Source organism: Pseudomonas sp. GV047 (genome assembly GCF_003058245.1).
Classification (GTDB): Bacteria; Pseudomonadota; Gammaproteobacteria; order Pseudomonadales; family Pseudomonadaceae; genus Aquipseudomonas; species Aquipseudomonas marginalis.
Genome location: NZ_QCWA01000001.1, coordinates 843,406 through 857,264 on the forward strand (window position 1 = coordinate 843,406; position 13,859 = coordinate 857,264).

Consider the following 13,859-nt stretch of genomic DNA (forward strand, 5'->3'; position numbering starts at 1 on the left):
TCCTCTAGTTCTTCTCGGAAATTTTTTGTTCGGAACAGCCTTTTCAGGCATAACGCTTACCCCAAAACAGACTGTCGGTGTTCAAGGGGGATGATTCAGCCCCTGCAGTTTTAAATCCTATGATCAACCCTTGATCTGCACGCGCACAGCATGGGTAGAAATACCGTAGCGATCGTGTAACGTCGGAAGCGCACCAACATCGAGAAACGTGCCCTGCAACACTATTTGTCTGAACGTCGGCGTAACCTGGCGTTAAAGGCTCTCAGGGTCGCCGAAGAACATTTTGACAGGGCTCTAGGGCGGTGTTTTCAGGTCGATAAAGCTTTTTTGGCCCCATTCGCACCGAATGTGCGAGCGATCGCGGATGGCGATCTCCGACGGACTCCAGGATGGCAGTGGCTGGTATTCAGTGCGCCTTCGTATGCTGTTGAGCAACCCGTATCTGGCAAACGGAATCGTCCCGGATTCTTTAGATAACTTGCAAGCTTTTCCACCGTTGGCTTGCACTAAGAGAGAGACCTTCTCCATCAAAAAGGTTATAAGCGCGGTCTCGCGGTTTGGCTGTTCGAAAAGCTGCGTCAGGTAGAAGAGTTGTAGTGTGCGACATAAGGGTACTACCTATTATCGAACTGACCTGTACCCCAGATCTTCCCCTTAAAAATGCCGGAATCACTTGGAAACCGACGGAACGCCATAAACGAAAAAACCCGCCAAGTGGCGGGTTTTAAAGGGTTCCATGGACTTTACTGGCTGTCAGTGGAACTAGAGATGGTGCCCGAACCCGGAATCGAACCGGGACGCCCTTACGAGCGGGGGATTTTAAGTCCCATGCGTCTACCAGTTTCGCCATTCGGGCGGTAGCGCGTTGTTGCAGGGTTGGGAATATATAGATCCAGGCGCTTCGACGCAAGGTCGGGCTGCCGCTTTCTTGCATGGACGGCGTATGAAAAAGCTTGGCAGATCAGTGATCTACATCGGCTTTAACAGGCGAACCAGAGGATTCCTACTGCACGGGAACAAGCGGCATAAATGACAGTCATAGCGATATGCCATCCCGGCAGTCTGAAAAGGAATCAGTTGATGCTCAGTGTTCACAGGCGCTATTGGATGGTTATTGCAGGTGTCGTGGGATTGTTGGCCGGTACGGCACAGGCTGGGAGTGCGGTGAAGTGGGGGGATTTCAGCGCGTCAGGCGGTGACCGGTTGACGGGGGCTTCGCTGGAGGCGGGCAACCAGTATGTGTTGAAGGCGTCGAGCATTTCGGTGGGGGATATTGAACAGCTGCAGGCTGCGCAGAAACGTACCGAGAGTGAGGTACAAGGCCTGAAAGGCAAGCTGGAGGGGCAGGACCGCGCGTTTGATGAGTTCAAGCGCAGGGACGGTTCGAGCGCCAGTTCCAGTGACAGCCAGTTGGCGAGCCTCAAGCGCACAGTCGAGGATCAGAACAGCACGATCGAACGGCAGAAAAACGACATCGACGGTTTGAAGCGCAGCCTGGATGATCTCAAGCGCAGCCTGGATACCTTGAGCAGCAAGGTCAAGTAGCCTGGCCGCCGCGACATGCGGTCAGTCATGAGCCTGGATGCGGGTGTAAGGTAGGGCGTGCAACGCTGGGAAATCTCAGGAAAGCGAGGTGACTATGAGCGCTCCACTGCTGAAGAAGCTGCACCTGAATGGGTACGACATCGTGCAGGTCAATTTCGGGCCATGGCGGGTGTGTACGCCCCAGAATCGGCTGGCGTCCTTCAATTCCCGTGAACAGGCGCTGGCGTATGCCGCCACGTTGCCGGGTTACCAGGCACGCAACAGACCGGTGTCCAATGATGATTGATTGAAAACGAAGCCCCGGTTTGTCCGGGGCTTCTGCGTTTCTGGCTTATACGAAAGGCTGTGCGCCGAAGCCGCGGGGCAGGCGTTGTCGCCCTGGCAGGTCGGTCAGGCGCTGCGTCCAGGCACTGCGCCAGTCGGTGCTGGTGTGGGTCTTGGCCTGGCGCGAAGCACGGCGTGCGGCGTTGCGCTGGTTGCGGCGCGCTTCCTTGTAGGCATCGGTGTTGCGGCAGGTGCGGCACTTGACCCGATTCAGCTCGGTGCTGGAGGGCAGGCTATTGCCGTGATGGCCGCAGGCCAAATGCCCGGCAACCTTGAAGTGAATGACCATGTAAGCGTCTCCTTCTTATTGGGTACGCACATCGGTAAACCCACAATGCACGCGGGGAGGGCGAGGCTGAAAAGTCCCGGCACCTGAGGTTACGACCCCATGGGCGAAGCAGCGTTCGGTTTTGCCCCTGGACCTGTTCAACACCCCCGCCTCGGCGCTACCCTGCCACGCCACTGATCATGAAAAGGAGTGTGTGATGAGCGTCGAAACCCTGCCCCTGGAAGGCAGTTGCCGTTGTAACCGGGTGCGCTTCAGCGTGAGCCAGGCGCCGGTGATTACCATGGCGTGCCACTGCACCGGCTGCCAGAAGATGACCGCCAGTGCGTTCTCCCTCAGTGCGCTGGTTCTCGCCAGCGCGTTCACGGTGACCCAGGGCTGCCCGGTGGTCGGCGGCCTGCACGGGGTCGATCGTCACTATTGCTGCCCGCACTGCATGAGCTGGCTGTTTACCCGCCCCCATGGCATCGATGAGTTCGTCAACGTGCGTGCGACGTTGTTGGATAATGCCGCGGAGTACGTGCCCTTTATGGAAACCTGGACCCGCGAAAAACTGGCCTGGGCTACCACGCCGGCAGTCGAAAGCTTCGAGCAGTTGCCGCAACCCGAGGACTTTGCACGGTTGCTGCAGGCCTATGCCGAATTCAGCGCTCGCTGAGTTCAGTCAATCAAGGCGAGCAGGTCCGTATCGCCCACGTCCTGCCCGGCCTGGGTCAGCAGCGTGGTGGCCTGGCCTCGATGGTGGGTCTGGTGATTGAAAAAATGCACCAGCAGGGCGCCGAACGGCTTGCTGGCCGCCGCGCCGCGCATGTTGTGGTAGTGCAGGCGATGGTCGAGGTCGGGTTCGCGCAGGGTGTGCACCCAATCGATGATCAATTGGTCCAGCCAACGCCGCCGGGCGGCGAGTTCATCCAGGTCGGCGAACGCGAGTTGCTTGAGGTCCGACGGCGCGGCGATGCTGTTCAGCGGCGCCAGCGCCGCGTAGCCGGCGGGGTGCAGGGCAAAGCGTTTGAGCCAGACGGTGTCGCCCAACGTGAGATGGTTGAGCGTGCCGAAGACCGAACCGAAAAACGCTTGGCGGTCCACGCGCAACTCATCGTCCGTAAGCCTGGCAGCCGCGTCATAGACCTTGTGGTTCATCCACTGGTTGTAGGTCGCCAGCAGCGTCATTTGTTCGATACGGTCCACGTGCTTTACCCCTCGTTGGCAATGGTGCCGCCATCATAAGGCAATTACCTGGACAACCCGCCACGGCAACTGCACCGGGAGCAGCAGGCCAGGCCTAAAACCTGAGCGTCGCACCGGTGGTCAGCCATTGATTGCGTTCACCGCCCAGGTCGCGCCCGAGCACCAGGTCGACGTCGACAAATTCCCCGAGGTGCAGGCGCGGCCCTGCTTGCCAGGCCTGGTCACCGCCTTCCTGGCCGTAACGTTCAGCGATCAGCGTAAGGGCATCCATCAGTTGATACTCGACGCCGGTGCCCCAGGTCAGGCGCTGGGTTGGCTCGCCGTCGTTGTAGGCATGGGCCCAGCCGGCATTCAGGTTCAAGCGCAGGGGCGCCAGCGGTTGCCAGGTCAAGGGGAGGGTGAAGTCGGCGCCGTCGAACCCGTGTCGTCGATCAAGGGCAAGATGCGCCCCGGCGGAGATCGCCATTTCCAGCCCCAGGTCTTGCCGTGACAGCACCTGCGCCTTGAGTTGCGGACTCACCTGGGTCTCGCCCCGGCCTGCGCTGTCGGCCCGTGACAGCGCCGCGCCCCACTGCACCGAAGGCAGTGCGCTGAACGTGCACGCGGGAGACAGCGTTGCCGTGTGCGTGCTGCCGGCGTGCCGGTCGGCGCTGTACCAGGCGTCGAGATTGCAGGCACCCGGTGCGTTGATTGCGCCGTCATCGACCACATAGGCGCCACCGGCGGCATGGGCCTTGGACACCAGGGCGATTAACAGGATCGAACCCAGGGTGATACCGATAAACAGCAGGTTGCGCCGCAGCGCCCGCTGTTTTGCCGGCGGCAACAGCAGCAGGGTCTGGCGCGCGCCGCGATAGTGCCGCGCACGGTATTTGGCAAACCCGTCCGGGCGCTTCGGGGTGTGTTTGTTGTGCATGATGCACCTCGCTTGAATGTCAGTTCTCTACGGTCAGCACCGAAATGCCGCTGGCCCTGGCCTGGCAGACCAGCTCCGACGTGTCGTCACCACCTGGCAGCGCGATGACCACATCCGCGCGGCTGTCGGTCAGCATGAAATGGTTGCGCTGGCGCTCCGCCTGCTTGCCGTGGCGTTGCCAGTTGGGCGGGTAGCGCACCACGTCGATGCCGAGTTCCCGCGCCCAGTCCTCGATGGCGCTGCCGAGGAACTGGTTGCCGCCGTGAATCAGCACCTGCACCGGGCGCAGGCGGTGGTAAGCGTCCAGCACTTGGCGGGACTTTTTGCAGTCGGCGTAATGACGACCGGCACAGATCAAGACGCGCATGATCCTATTCCTTGTAATGCACGGTGGCGGCCGGGCGACCGCCACCGTTTAAACGGCGGGGGAACTCAGTACCACTGCTTGAAGCGGCGGATGTAGAGGGTTTTCATCAGTTGGGCCACGCAGCAATAGCTGAGCAGCGTGCCGACCAGCCACGGGAAGTACGCCAGCGGCAGCGGTTGCAGGCCTACCAGGGCGCCCAGGGGCGAGAACGGTACGTAGATGCCCAGCGCAATCACCACGCCGGTCATCATCAATACCGGCCATGCGGCCGTGCTCTGGAAGAACGGAATCTTGCGGGTGCGCAGCATATGCACCACCAGGGTTTGCGAAAGCAGGCCCTCGATAAACCAGCCGGACTGGAACAGGGTCTGCATTTCCACGCTGTTGGCGGCGAACACGTACCACATCAGGGCAAAGGTGGTGATGTCGAAGATCGACGAGGTCGGCCCGATCCAGATCATGAAGCGGCCGATGTTCCTGGCGTCCCACTTGCGTGGTTTGGCCAGGTACTCCTTGTCCATCTTGTCCCACGGCAGGGCCAGCTGGGAGATGTCGTACATCAGGTTCTGCAGCAGCAGATGGATCGACAGCATCGGCAGGAACGGGATGAATGCACTGGCCACCAGCACCGAAAACACGTTGCCGAAGTTGGAGCTGGCGGTCATGTTCAGGTACTTCATGATATTGCCGAAGGTTTCGCGGCCTTTGAGCACGCCTTCTTCCAGCACCATCAGGCTCTTTTCGAGCAGGATGATGTCGGCCGATTCCTTGGCGATGTCCGTGCCGCTGTCCACCGAGATACCCACGTCGGCATCCCGCAATGCCGGTGCATCGTTGATGCCGTCGCCGAGGAAGCCGACGGTGTGGTCGTTGGCTTGCAAGGCCTTGAGCACCCGGGATTTCTGCAGCGGCGTGAGCTTGGCAAATACCGTGCGCTCCTCCACATGGCGCGCCAGGGTGGCGTCGTCTATAAGCTCGATCTCCACCCCCAGCAGCGGCCGGCCTGGCTCGAGGCCGACCTGGCGGCAGATCTTGCTGGTGACCACGGCGTTGTCGCCGGTAAGGACTTTGACCGCCACGCCGATCTGCTGCAGGGCTGCAATCGCCGGGCCGGCGGTTTCCTTGGGCGGATCGAGGAAGGTCAGGAAGCCCTGGATCACCAGGTTGCGCTCATCGTCGGTGGTGTACTGCTGGCGGGCCAGGGCCTTGGGAATGTTGCGCGTGGCCACCACCAGCACGCGGAAGCCGTCTTCGTTGTAGTCATTGGCGATCGCCAGCAATTCCTCGCGGCGGCGCTCATCCAGAGGCACTGCACTGCCGGCCTCCATCACGTGGGTGGCAATGTCCAGCATCTCCTCGGCGGCGCCTTTGCACACCAGCAGGTGGTCGTGGGCAGCGTCCTTGACCACGATGGACAGGCGACGGCGTACAAAGTCGAACGGCAATTCATCGACCTTGCTGTAGGCAAACGGCACCTGGAACCTGGGGTTCTGCTCCGAGAACTGCACCACGGCCTGGTCCATCAGGTTTTTCATGCCGCTCTGGTGGTAGCTGTTGAGCCAGGCCAGGGACAGCACCGCATCATCGCGCTGGCCGAAGGCGTTGACGTGATGCTCGAGGATGATCTTGTCCTGGGTCAGGGTGCCGGTCTTGTCAGTGCACAGCACGTCCATCGAGCCGAAGTTCTGGATCGCGTTGAGGCGCTTGACCACTACTTTGCGCTTGGCCATCGCCGTGGCGCCCTTGGCCAGGTTGGCGCTGACGATCATCGGCAGCATTTCCGGGGTCAGGCCCACGGCGACCGCCAGGGCGAACAAAAATGCATCGCCCCAGTCGCCCTTGGAGAAGCCGTTGAGGAAGAACACGATCGGTACCATCACCAGCATGAAGCGGATCAGCAGCCAGCTGACGCTGTTCACCCCGCGATCGAATGCGGTCTGTACCCGGGAGCCGACAATCGCCTTGGCCAGGGAGCCAAAGTAGGTGCGCGGCCCGGTCGCCACCACCACGGCTTTGGCGCGGCCGCTGACCACATTGGTGCCCATGAAGCAGATGTTCGGCAGGTCCAGCAGGTTGCCCTGGTCGGCGGCTACCGGCCCGGCGGATTTTTGCGTGACGTCGCCGAGGGTGTCGTACTTCTCCACCGGCAAGGCTTCGCCGGTGAGCACCGCCTGGCTGATAAACAGGTCGCGGGACTCGATCAGGCGGATGTCGGCAGGGATCATGTCACCAGCCGACAACTGCACGATATCGCCGGCCACCAACTCGCGCATCGGCACTTCGCGCAGGGTGGGCTGGCTGCCCACTTGCTCACGGCGCAGCACCGTGGCAGTGGTGCGAACCATGGCTTTCAAGGCTTCGGCGGACTTGGCCGAACGGTGCTCCTGCCAGAAGCGCAGCAGGCTGCTGAGCAGGACCATGGTCATGATAATGACGACCTTGGTGGGGTCGGCTTCCTCGCCGTCCTGCATCGGCAGCCAGCAGTCGGTGAAAAAGCTGATGCCGCCCAGGGTCAGCAACACGTAGATGAACGGGTTGTTCAGGGCCTGCAGGAATTGCACGATGGCGTGAGGCGGCTTGTCATGAGCCACTTCGTTGTGGCCTTCCCGGTGCAGGCGGGCAGTGGCGTCCAGTTCGGTCAGGCCATCCTGGGTGGCGCGTACGTTGGCCAGGGTGGCCGACAGGCCGTTGTGGGCTTCGCGGGCGGCACGCATCGACAGTTTGGTGTCGCTGGCGGTGCCGGTTTTCTTTTGCAGTGGCGTGTTTTTTACGGCGCTCATTGTCTGTGCTCCTGTCGCCAATTCTCGACAAAACATACCCGGTACTTGCCTGAATACAGGCGAGCGAAAGCATGCCGAGTCGCTGACTTCGCGATCGGTTTAAATAAGATGCTTGGATAACTTCTACTGGCGCGTTAGTTATAAGGCGCGCAGCGAACTACAACTGGAAAGTTTCATAAAGAACTCCAGGGACTTGATCAGGAAGTTATTGTTTCAGCGGGATTGAACGGCGCGGGCGCTCTGCACTATCCCAGGCTGAAAAGCGGCGGTCTCTGCGGGTCTTTGGGGGAGGGGGCAACGCCGGGCGTGCGTCGTGGCAGAAAAACCACGCGGGCATGGCAACGCTTGGCTCGCAAGGCTGCGGCCAGTGTGGGTACATCGGGCAAAGCAAGGGTTGGGAAGGTCATAACACACCTCGGGACCGGACGGGCGACCGGCGAGGCAGTGACGGCGGAGCATCAAGCTCCAGCGCAGCTTACCGGACCGGGGAGGCGAGTCCTGTCATGTTCTGGATTGGGCGCCCGATGCCCGCCAGGGCGGTGCTCGGACAGCGACTGGATACTGTGTCCATTGGCTTCTTTTGTGAGGGTTAAAAAAGGCCCCAGTTGCGGGCAGGGGCAATCTACTCAGGCAGTTACAAAATGTCAACGTATGATTAATTAAATAGCCCGGTGTTCAGAGTTCATTCAGACAAGAGACACTCGAAAGTTACCCGATATATAACTTCATACGCCCTGTGCGGCGAGAACGGCCAGATAGATCAATACCAACCCGCAGGCGCCATAACTGATGCGTTGCCACATGGGCGATGCATTCTTGCGCAGCAGGTTCACCAGTGCGGCGATCAGAAAACATGACAGTACCGAAGCCAACATGAAGCCGGCGAAAAACATCAGCGTCTGCCCATGGCTGGGCGTAGCGCCGACGATGCCTGACAGCGCGCTGCCCAGTGCCCCCCAGTAGACGATGTTTTTCGGGTTGGCCAGGGAAATCGCCGCGCCCACGGCCAGCGCATTTTGCCGAGTACTGGCCGGCGCATCATCGGCTTCGGGCAAGTGCCAGGCGTCGATCAGGCTGCGTACGCCCAGCCACGCCAGGTACAGCGCGCAGATGATCGTCAGCGGCACGCGCACGGTGTCATGTTGGATCAACAGTGCGATGCCGGTGAGGCCGATCACCGCCCACACGGCATCGCCTACCAGCGAGCCAAACTGCACAAGCAGGGCTGGCGTAAACCCGTGCAGCAAGCCACGGCGCAAGGTCTCCGCCAGCACCGCGCCGGGGGAGAGGCAAAACACAAAACCGAATACCAGTGCGTAAAAAAAGATCGTCAGCATGCCCGCGTCCTTTCAGGAAAGTGCGAGAGCATACGCTGGCAGAGGGCTGGGAATCCATATCGCCGCAGCGGATCCATCCAGCCGTCAGGGTGTGTTCATGTCCAGCAGCGCTATGCGCTCGAGTTCGACCTTCAGCTCGCCAGGGCTGAGGCGGGCAAAGGGCAGGACGAAAAACGCCCGGCAACGGCTGGCGATGGTCTCCAGCGTGGCATCGAATGCCGCCTGGATGCTGGCCTGATCACCTTGAACGTCCGAGGGATCTGCCAAGCCCCAATGCGCCTTCACCGCCGGCCCGAAATACACCGGGCAGGCTTCCCCCGCCGCCTTGTCGCAGACGGTGATGACCACATCCGGCGGGCTGCCTTCAAACGCATCATTGCCCTTGCTGTACAAGCCTTCGGTGCGGATACCCGCTGCCTGCAACGTGCTCAGGCTGCGCGGCAGGACCTGGCCCTTGGGAAAGCTGCCGGAGCTGATCGCGGCAAAACCCTGGGGGGCCAGGTGGTTGAACATCGCCTCGGACAAGATGCTGCGACAGCTGTTGGCGGTGCACATGAACAGGACTTTCATTGCGGTTTCTCCGTTAGATGCTCAGGCGCAACGCGAGGGCGGCGAGGGTGATCAGCAGCACCGGCAAGGTCAGCACAATCCCGACCTTGAAGTAGTAGCCCCAGGTGATGGTGATGCCCTTGCGCGCCAGGATATGCAGCCACAACAGGGTGGCCAGGCTGCCGATGGGGGTGATTTTCGGGCCCAGGTCGCTGCCGATCACGTTGGCGTAGATCATCGCGTCCTTGACCACGCCCACGGCATGGCTGGATTCGATGGACAGCGCACCGATCAATACCGTCGGCAGGTTATTCATCGCCGAGGACAACAAGGCCGTCAGCACGCCGGTGCCCATGGCCGCACCCCATACGCCGTAAGTGGCAAAGGTATCGAGCCAGGTCGCCAGGTAGGTGGTGAGGCCGGCGTTACGCAAGCCGTAGACCACCAGGTACATCCCCAGGGAAAACACCACGATCTGCCACGGGGCTTCCTTCAGCACCTTGCGCGTGGAGATCTTGTGGCCCTTGGCGGCGATCACCAGCAGGAGCACGGCGCACACCGCGGAAATCGCGCTGATGGGAATGCCCAGGGGTTCCAGGGCAAAGCAGCCGATCAGCAGGATGCCGAGCACCCACCAACCGGCGCGGAAGGTGGCGCGGTCGTGGATCGCGCTGGCGGGGTCTGCCAGGTCGGCGGGGTCGTAGGCCTGGGGAATATCGCGGCGGAAGAACCACAGCAGCACCGCCAGGGTGGCGGCGACACTGACGACGTTGACCGGCACCATGACCGCGGCATATTCGTTGAAGCCGATCTTGAAATAGTCCGCCGAGACGATGTTCACCAGGTTCGACACCACCAGCGGCAGGCTCGCCGTGTCAGCGATAAACCCCGCGCCCATCACAAACGCCAGGGTCGCCGCCGGCGAAAAGCGCAGCGCCAGCAGCATCGACATCACGATGGGGGTGAGGATCAGCGCCGCGCCGTCGTTGGCAAACAGCGCCGACACCAGGGCGCCGAGCAGCACCATATAGGCAAACAAGCGCCGGCCACGCCCGCGCCCCCAGCGCGCCACATGCAGTGCCGTCCAGGCAAAGAACCCGGCTTCGTCCAGCAGCAGGCTGATGATGATCAGTGCGACAAACGTCCCGGTGGCATTCCAGATGATGTGCCAGACCGCCGGGATATCCGCCAGGCTGATCACGCCACAGGCCAGTGCCAGGATCGCGCCCATCGTGGCGCTCCAGCCCACTCCGAGACCCTTGGGCTGCCAGATGACCAGGACGATGGTGAAGATAAAAATGGCGACTGCGACAAGCATGAATTAACGCTCCGGTGGCTCAGCAGCAGGTGCTGTCTCGTTGTGGTCTGTCGCCCATGGCATCCAGACGCTGTGTGTCGTTGTGCAGCCATGGCTGGTTGGCTTGCAGGGTGACGTCCAGCACCTGGGTTACCCAATCGGGCAGTGCCGGGTTGACGCGGTAGTAGATCCATTGGCCCTGGCGACGATCCAGCAGCACACCGCAACTGCGCAGTTGCGCCAGGTGGCGGGAGATTTTTGGCTGGCTGTCGTCCAAGGCATGGATCAGTTCGCACACGCAAAGTTCGCCTTCACGCTGAATCAATAGCGTCAGGCGTGCGCGAGTGGCGTCGGCCAGGCATTTGAACAGGGTGGGCGGTGTAAGGGGGTCCGACATGACCATTGCCTACATACATATGGAAATTCGAATATACGTATATCCATATGTTCCGGTCAAATCCTGTTTCAATTGATATGGATCAAACCTCGGGAAAACTGCCACAAGTGATTGAAATTAAAATGAAACACGAATGTCCTAAAGTGCCTCCCCATTGCTGATGAAGGAAGACCCGCGTGACCCGTGCCACTCGCAACCTGCGCAAAACCCTGGATTCCGTCGCGGAAAATAACGAAACCGCGGCATTCGACCTGATGCGTGCCGTTGAAAAGCTCGGCGATGAAGTGCTGCGCCAGCGCTTGCTCAACACCATTCACCGGCTCAACCAGGACGCTCACGAACTGCGTGAAGCGCGGGACTCGGTGGAGCAGGTGTCGGTCAGGCTCGCCTGAGCAAGATCGTTCAAGACAAGCTCCATCTTGCGCTGGCATGCTTGTGGACTGTCTGTCGATGAGCCGTTTCCATGCCTGCTGCCTTACCTCATTACGCCTTCGCTCGCGGTGCAATCGCCGTCATTCCCCTGTCCCTGGCCTGTGCGCCCTGGGGGCTGCTGGCCGGTTCCATGGCCATCGATGCGCAATTCACGCCACTGCAAGCCCAGGGCTTGTCCGCCATTGTGTTTGCCGGCGCTGCGCAGTTGGTCGCCATTGGCATGGTCAAGAGCGGTGCGAGCCTGATTTCCATCGTGTTGACCACCTTGCTGCTGACCTCCCAGCACCTGCTGTATGGCATGCACCTGCGCCCGATTCTTTCGCCGCTCAAGACGCGCTGGCGCATGAGCCTGGGCTTTCTGCTGACCGATGAGTTCTTTGCGCTGGTCAACCACTATGACCGTGAAACCTTCAATCGCTGGTACGCCCTGGGCGTTGGCCTGACGTTTTACATCGCCTGGAACCTGTTCACCCTGGCCGGTATCGTGCTGGGCAAAAGCATCCCAGGCCTTGATCAGTTGGGCCTGGAGTTCTCCATCGCCGCCACCTTTATCGCGCTGATCACCCCGGTGGTACGCGATGTGCCGACGGTGGTCTGCGTGGCGGTGTCGTTGTTGTTTTCGGTATGGCTGAGCTTCCTGCACTGGGAGTCGGCGGTGGTGGTGTCGGGTGTGCTCGGCATGAGCGCAGGGTTTTTCTGCAAACGCCTGGGGGTTGGGCAGCGATGATTTACCTGATGATTGTGGCCATGGGCCTGGTGGTTTTTTTCAACCGTTATCTGTTTATCGAGCCGCGCCTGCCGGTGCGCCTCAGCCGTGGGGCACGGGAGTTTCTCGGGTTTGCGGTGCCGGGCATGCTCACGGCGATCTGCGGGCCGATTATTTTCCTGGCTGATCACCAGCTCAACCTGAGCCCGGCCAATCCGTACTTGCTGGCCGGTATCTGCGCCGTGGCGCTGATGTTCTGGACGCGCAACGTATTGATGACCGTGCTGCTGAGCATGGCGTTGTTCTACCTGTTTCGCTGGTGGCTCTGAAGCGCAGGCGAAAAAAAGCCCGCGGGAGGGCGGGCAGAAGGACACTTCTAAAAATGAGCCAGGCCACTATAGGCGGCATATTCTCCCTCCACAGTGAAACAAAATTCATGGGGGCGTCAGTCAGCCTTGCGGCAATGGTACAGTCGCGTTTTTTCCAACGAGGCAAGGGCATGCACAAGGTGGTAATGGGCGCATTGGTATTGACGGCACTGGCCGGTTGCGCGGGTTCGAAGATGAACGAGGCGCGCCTGGGGGCTCCCTACAAGGCCATGGCATCGGACAAGGCCACGCTGGTGGTTGCCGAGTGCATCCAGTTTGGCTGGCAGGATGAAAGCGTGTTTGGCGTCGACGCCGGTGGCTTCAAAGAGCCGAACGGGGCCGGTGGTTTCACCGTCTATACGACGGGTGGCGATTACTTCGTCGACGTGCAAAGCGCCGGTGCCGGTTCGTCCGTCAAGTACTACGCCGTTGAAGATACGATGCCGGCCAAGCGTCGCTTGGCTGCACTTGCGACCTGCCTGTAATCCGTTGCCTTAGTCATTTCAGGAAACGCCCGGCGGGACAGCCGCCGGACATTCGCTTATGATTCAATCCGCCCGCCCGACATAATGGCTCTTTACCAGTACACGGACGTCGAGGCCTTACCGTCGGGCGGGCACCTTTAGTCCTTATCGCGGCATAAAACCCAAATGCCAGCGCCGGGGAATCTTCAGCGACACCAGCCCCAACACGCCGGCCAATACACCGCTGACCACCAGCGCCCTCAGCCCCATGTGCTGCTCCAGCAGCGCGCCAATCACCGCGCCGACAAACATCCCCGCCCACGGAATCAGTTGCACCCGCCAACCGTTGCGGCGCTCCCCCAGCATCCAGCGTCCCAGCCCGCGCCCAAAGCGTGACAGTGCCCCGGTCACGTAGGTCAGCCCCACCGGCAAGCCGTTGACCTCTTCCACGGCTGCGTTGAGCATGCCCATCGCAATGATCGCCGCCAGCAGCGCCGGCAAGGTGTCAGCGAAGGGCAGCAAGGCTGCGCCGCAGAGCAAGGTGGCGATACACAGCAACAGGGGCAGGGCATGGCGCCGGCTGAGACGGCCGACCACTACACCCAAGGCGTTACCGGCGACAAATGTGGCGACCAGCAACAGCAGACGTGCGGTCAAGCCGAGATCCCCCACACTGATGGCCACTGCCAGGCGCGTGGTGTTGCCGCTCATGAACGAAACAAAGTCGCCGCTGGCCATGAAGCCGATGGCGTCAGTCATGCCCGCCAATACCGAAAGGCTGGCCACCAGCATCAGGCCGACGCGGCCGCGCCAGCGCTTTTGATGGGCCAGTGCGGCATTGGCATAAGGCTTGTTGGGCGAAGGCAGCATAGGGCCGGGTTCCTCGGTGAGATTATCCGGCCA

At 61.0% G+C, this 13,859-nt stretch carries 17 protein-coding genes, 1 tRNA gene and 1 pseudogene; 7 read left to right on the top strand and 12 right to left on the bottom strand.

Going from position 1 to position 13,859, the window contains the following annotated elements; genetic code table 11:
* Positions 1-123: 123 nt before the first annotated feature.
* Positions 124-246 (bottom strand): annotated as a pseudogene (locus tag C8K58_RS32625) (transketolase family protein); the annotation flags it as partial.
* A 523-nt stretch (positions 247-769) separates the two neighbouring features.
* A tRNA-Leu gene (locus C8K58_RS03865) sits at positions 770-856 on the bottom strand.
* A 251-nt stretch (positions 857-1,107) separates the two neighbouring features.
* On the opposite strand from C8K58_RS03865, the gene C8K58_RS03870 reads away from it, so the two are divergent.
* Both C8K58_RS03870 and C8K58_RS03875 read left to right on the top strand, forming a co-directional pair.
* Positions 1,108-1,545: a hypothetical protein gene (locus C8K58_RS03870; RefSeq protein WP_223841591.1), complete on the top strand. Its 438-nt coding sequence runs from the start codon at positions 1,108-1,110 to the stop codon at positions 1,543-1,545.
* 94 nt (positions 1,546-1,639) lie between these two features.
* The gene (locus C8K58_RS03875; protein ID WP_098479456.1) at positions 1,640-1,831 is read left to right on the top strand and encodes a DUF2188 domain-containing protein; all 192 of its coding nucleotides are present in this window, start codon (positions 1,640-1,642) and stop codon (positions 1,829-1,831) included.
* Positions 1,832-1,876: 45 nt separating this feature from the next.
* On the opposite strand, the gene C8K58_RS03880 is transcribed toward C8K58_RS03875, so the two are convergent.
* Positions 1,877-2,158, bottom strand: a complete 282-nt coding sequence (locus C8K58_RS03880; RefSeq protein ID WP_027606616.1) for a hypothetical protein — start codon at positions 2,156-2,158, stop codon at positions 1,877-1,879.
* A gap of 196 nt (positions 2,159-2,354) precedes the next feature.
* Between C8K58_RS03880 and C8K58_RS03885 the strand changes: the two genes are divergently transcribed.
* Complete coding sequence (locus C8K58_RS03885; RefSeq protein ID WP_108573066.1) at positions 2,355-2,813, top strand: GFA family protein; 459 nt, start codon at positions 2,355-2,357, stop codon at positions 2,811-2,813.
* Between the two features lie 2 nt (positions 2,814-2,815).
* Here the strand turns inward: C8K58_RS03885 and C8K58_RS03890 are convergent, their stop codons facing one another.
* The 8 genes from C8K58_RS03890 to C8K58_RS03925 all read right to left on the bottom strand — a co-directional run bounded on the left by C8K58_RS03890 (position 2,816) and on the right by C8K58_RS03925 (position 10,986).
* Complete coding sequence (locus C8K58_RS03890) at positions 2,816-3,343, bottom strand: DinB family protein (RefSeq protein ID WP_108573068.1); 528 nt, start codon at positions 3,341-3,343, stop codon at positions 2,816-2,818.
* Positions 3,344-3,437: 94 nt separating this feature from the next.
* Positions 3,438-4,259 (bottom strand): hypothetical protein, encoded by an 822-nt coding sequence (locus C8K58_RS03895; protein WP_108573070.1) that lies wholly within the window; start codon positions 4,257-4,259, stop codon positions 3,438-3,440.
* A gap of 19 nt (positions 4,260-4,278) precedes the next feature.
* Entirely contained in the window at positions 4,279-4,626 is a 348-nt protein-coding gene (locus tag C8K58_RS03900) for a DUF2493 domain-containing protein (protein WP_065927468.1), read from the bottom strand.
* A 65-nt stretch (positions 4,627-4,691) separates the two neighbouring features.
* Positions 4,692-7,406: a magnesium-translocating P-type ATPase gene (gene mgtA, locus C8K58_RS03905; protein ID WP_108573072.1), complete on the bottom strand. Its 2,715-nt coding sequence runs from the start codon at positions 7,404-7,406 to the stop codon at positions 4,692-4,694.
* Positions 7,407-8,131: 725 nt separating this feature from the next.
* A complete protein-coding gene (locus C8K58_RS03910) occupies positions 8,132-8,743 on the bottom strand; it encodes a LysE family transporter (protein WP_092357932.1) in 612 nt (203 codons plus the stop codon).
* An 84-nt stretch (positions 8,744-8,827) separates the two neighbouring features.
* The gene (locus tag C8K58_RS03915) at positions 8,828-9,313 is read right to left on the bottom strand and encodes an arsenate reductase ArsC (protein WP_108573074.1); all 486 of its coding nucleotides are present in this window, start codon (positions 9,311-9,313) and stop codon (positions 8,828-8,830) included.
* A gap of 13 nt (positions 9,314-9,326) precedes the next feature.
* Positions 9,327-10,610 carry an arsenic transporter gene (locus C8K58_RS03920; protein ID WP_027606608.1) on the bottom strand — a complete coding sequence of 428 codons (1,284 nt, stop codon included), beginning with the start codon at positions 10,608-10,610 and terminating at the stop codon, positions 9,327-9,329.
* A 19-nt stretch (positions 10,611-10,629) separates the two neighbouring features.
* A complete protein-coding gene (locus C8K58_RS03925) occupies positions 10,630-10,986 on the bottom strand; it encodes a metalloregulator ArsR/SmtB family transcription factor (protein ID WP_108573076.1) in 357 nt (118 codons plus the stop codon).
* 176 nt (positions 10,987-11,162) lie between these two features.
* On the opposite strand from C8K58_RS03925, the gene C8K58_RS03930 reads away from it, so the two are divergent.
* The 4 genes from C8K58_RS03930 to C8K58_RS03945 all read left to right on the top strand — a co-directional run bounded on the left by C8K58_RS03930 (position 11,163) and on the right by C8K58_RS03945 (position 12,977).
* Complete coding sequence (locus C8K58_RS03930; protein ID WP_025856028.1) at positions 11,163-11,378, top strand: hypothetical protein; 216 nt, start codon at positions 11,163-11,165, stop codon at positions 11,376-11,378.
* A 71-nt stretch (positions 11,379-11,449) separates the two neighbouring features.
* Positions 11,450-12,145 (top strand): AzlC family ABC transporter permease, encoded by a 696-nt coding sequence (locus tag C8K58_RS03935; protein ID WP_027606606.1) that lies wholly within the window; start codon positions 11,450-11,452, stop codon positions 12,143-12,145.
* Complete coding sequence (locus tag C8K58_RS03940; RefSeq protein WP_027606605.1) at positions 12,142-12,453, top strand: AzlD domain-containing protein; 312 nt, start codon at positions 12,142-12,144, stop codon at positions 12,451-12,453. The genes C8K58_RS03935 and C8K58_RS03940 overlap by 4 nt, the downstream gene beginning before the upstream one ends.
* Before the next feature lie 170 nt (positions 12,454-12,623).
* Positions 12,624-12,977: a hypothetical protein gene (locus tag C8K58_RS03945; protein ID WP_027606604.1), complete on the top strand. Its 354-nt coding sequence runs from the start codon at positions 12,624-12,626 to the stop codon at positions 12,975-12,977.
* Positions 12,978-13,121: 144 nt separating this feature from the next.
* On the opposite strand, the gene C8K58_RS03950 is transcribed toward C8K58_RS03945, so the two are convergent.
* Positions 13,122-13,826: a YoaK family protein gene (locus tag C8K58_RS03950; RefSeq protein ID WP_027606603.1), complete on the bottom strand. Its 705-nt coding sequence runs from the start codon at positions 13,824-13,826 to the stop codon at positions 13,122-13,124.
* Between the last annotated feature and the right edge of the window lie 33 nt (positions 13,827-13,859).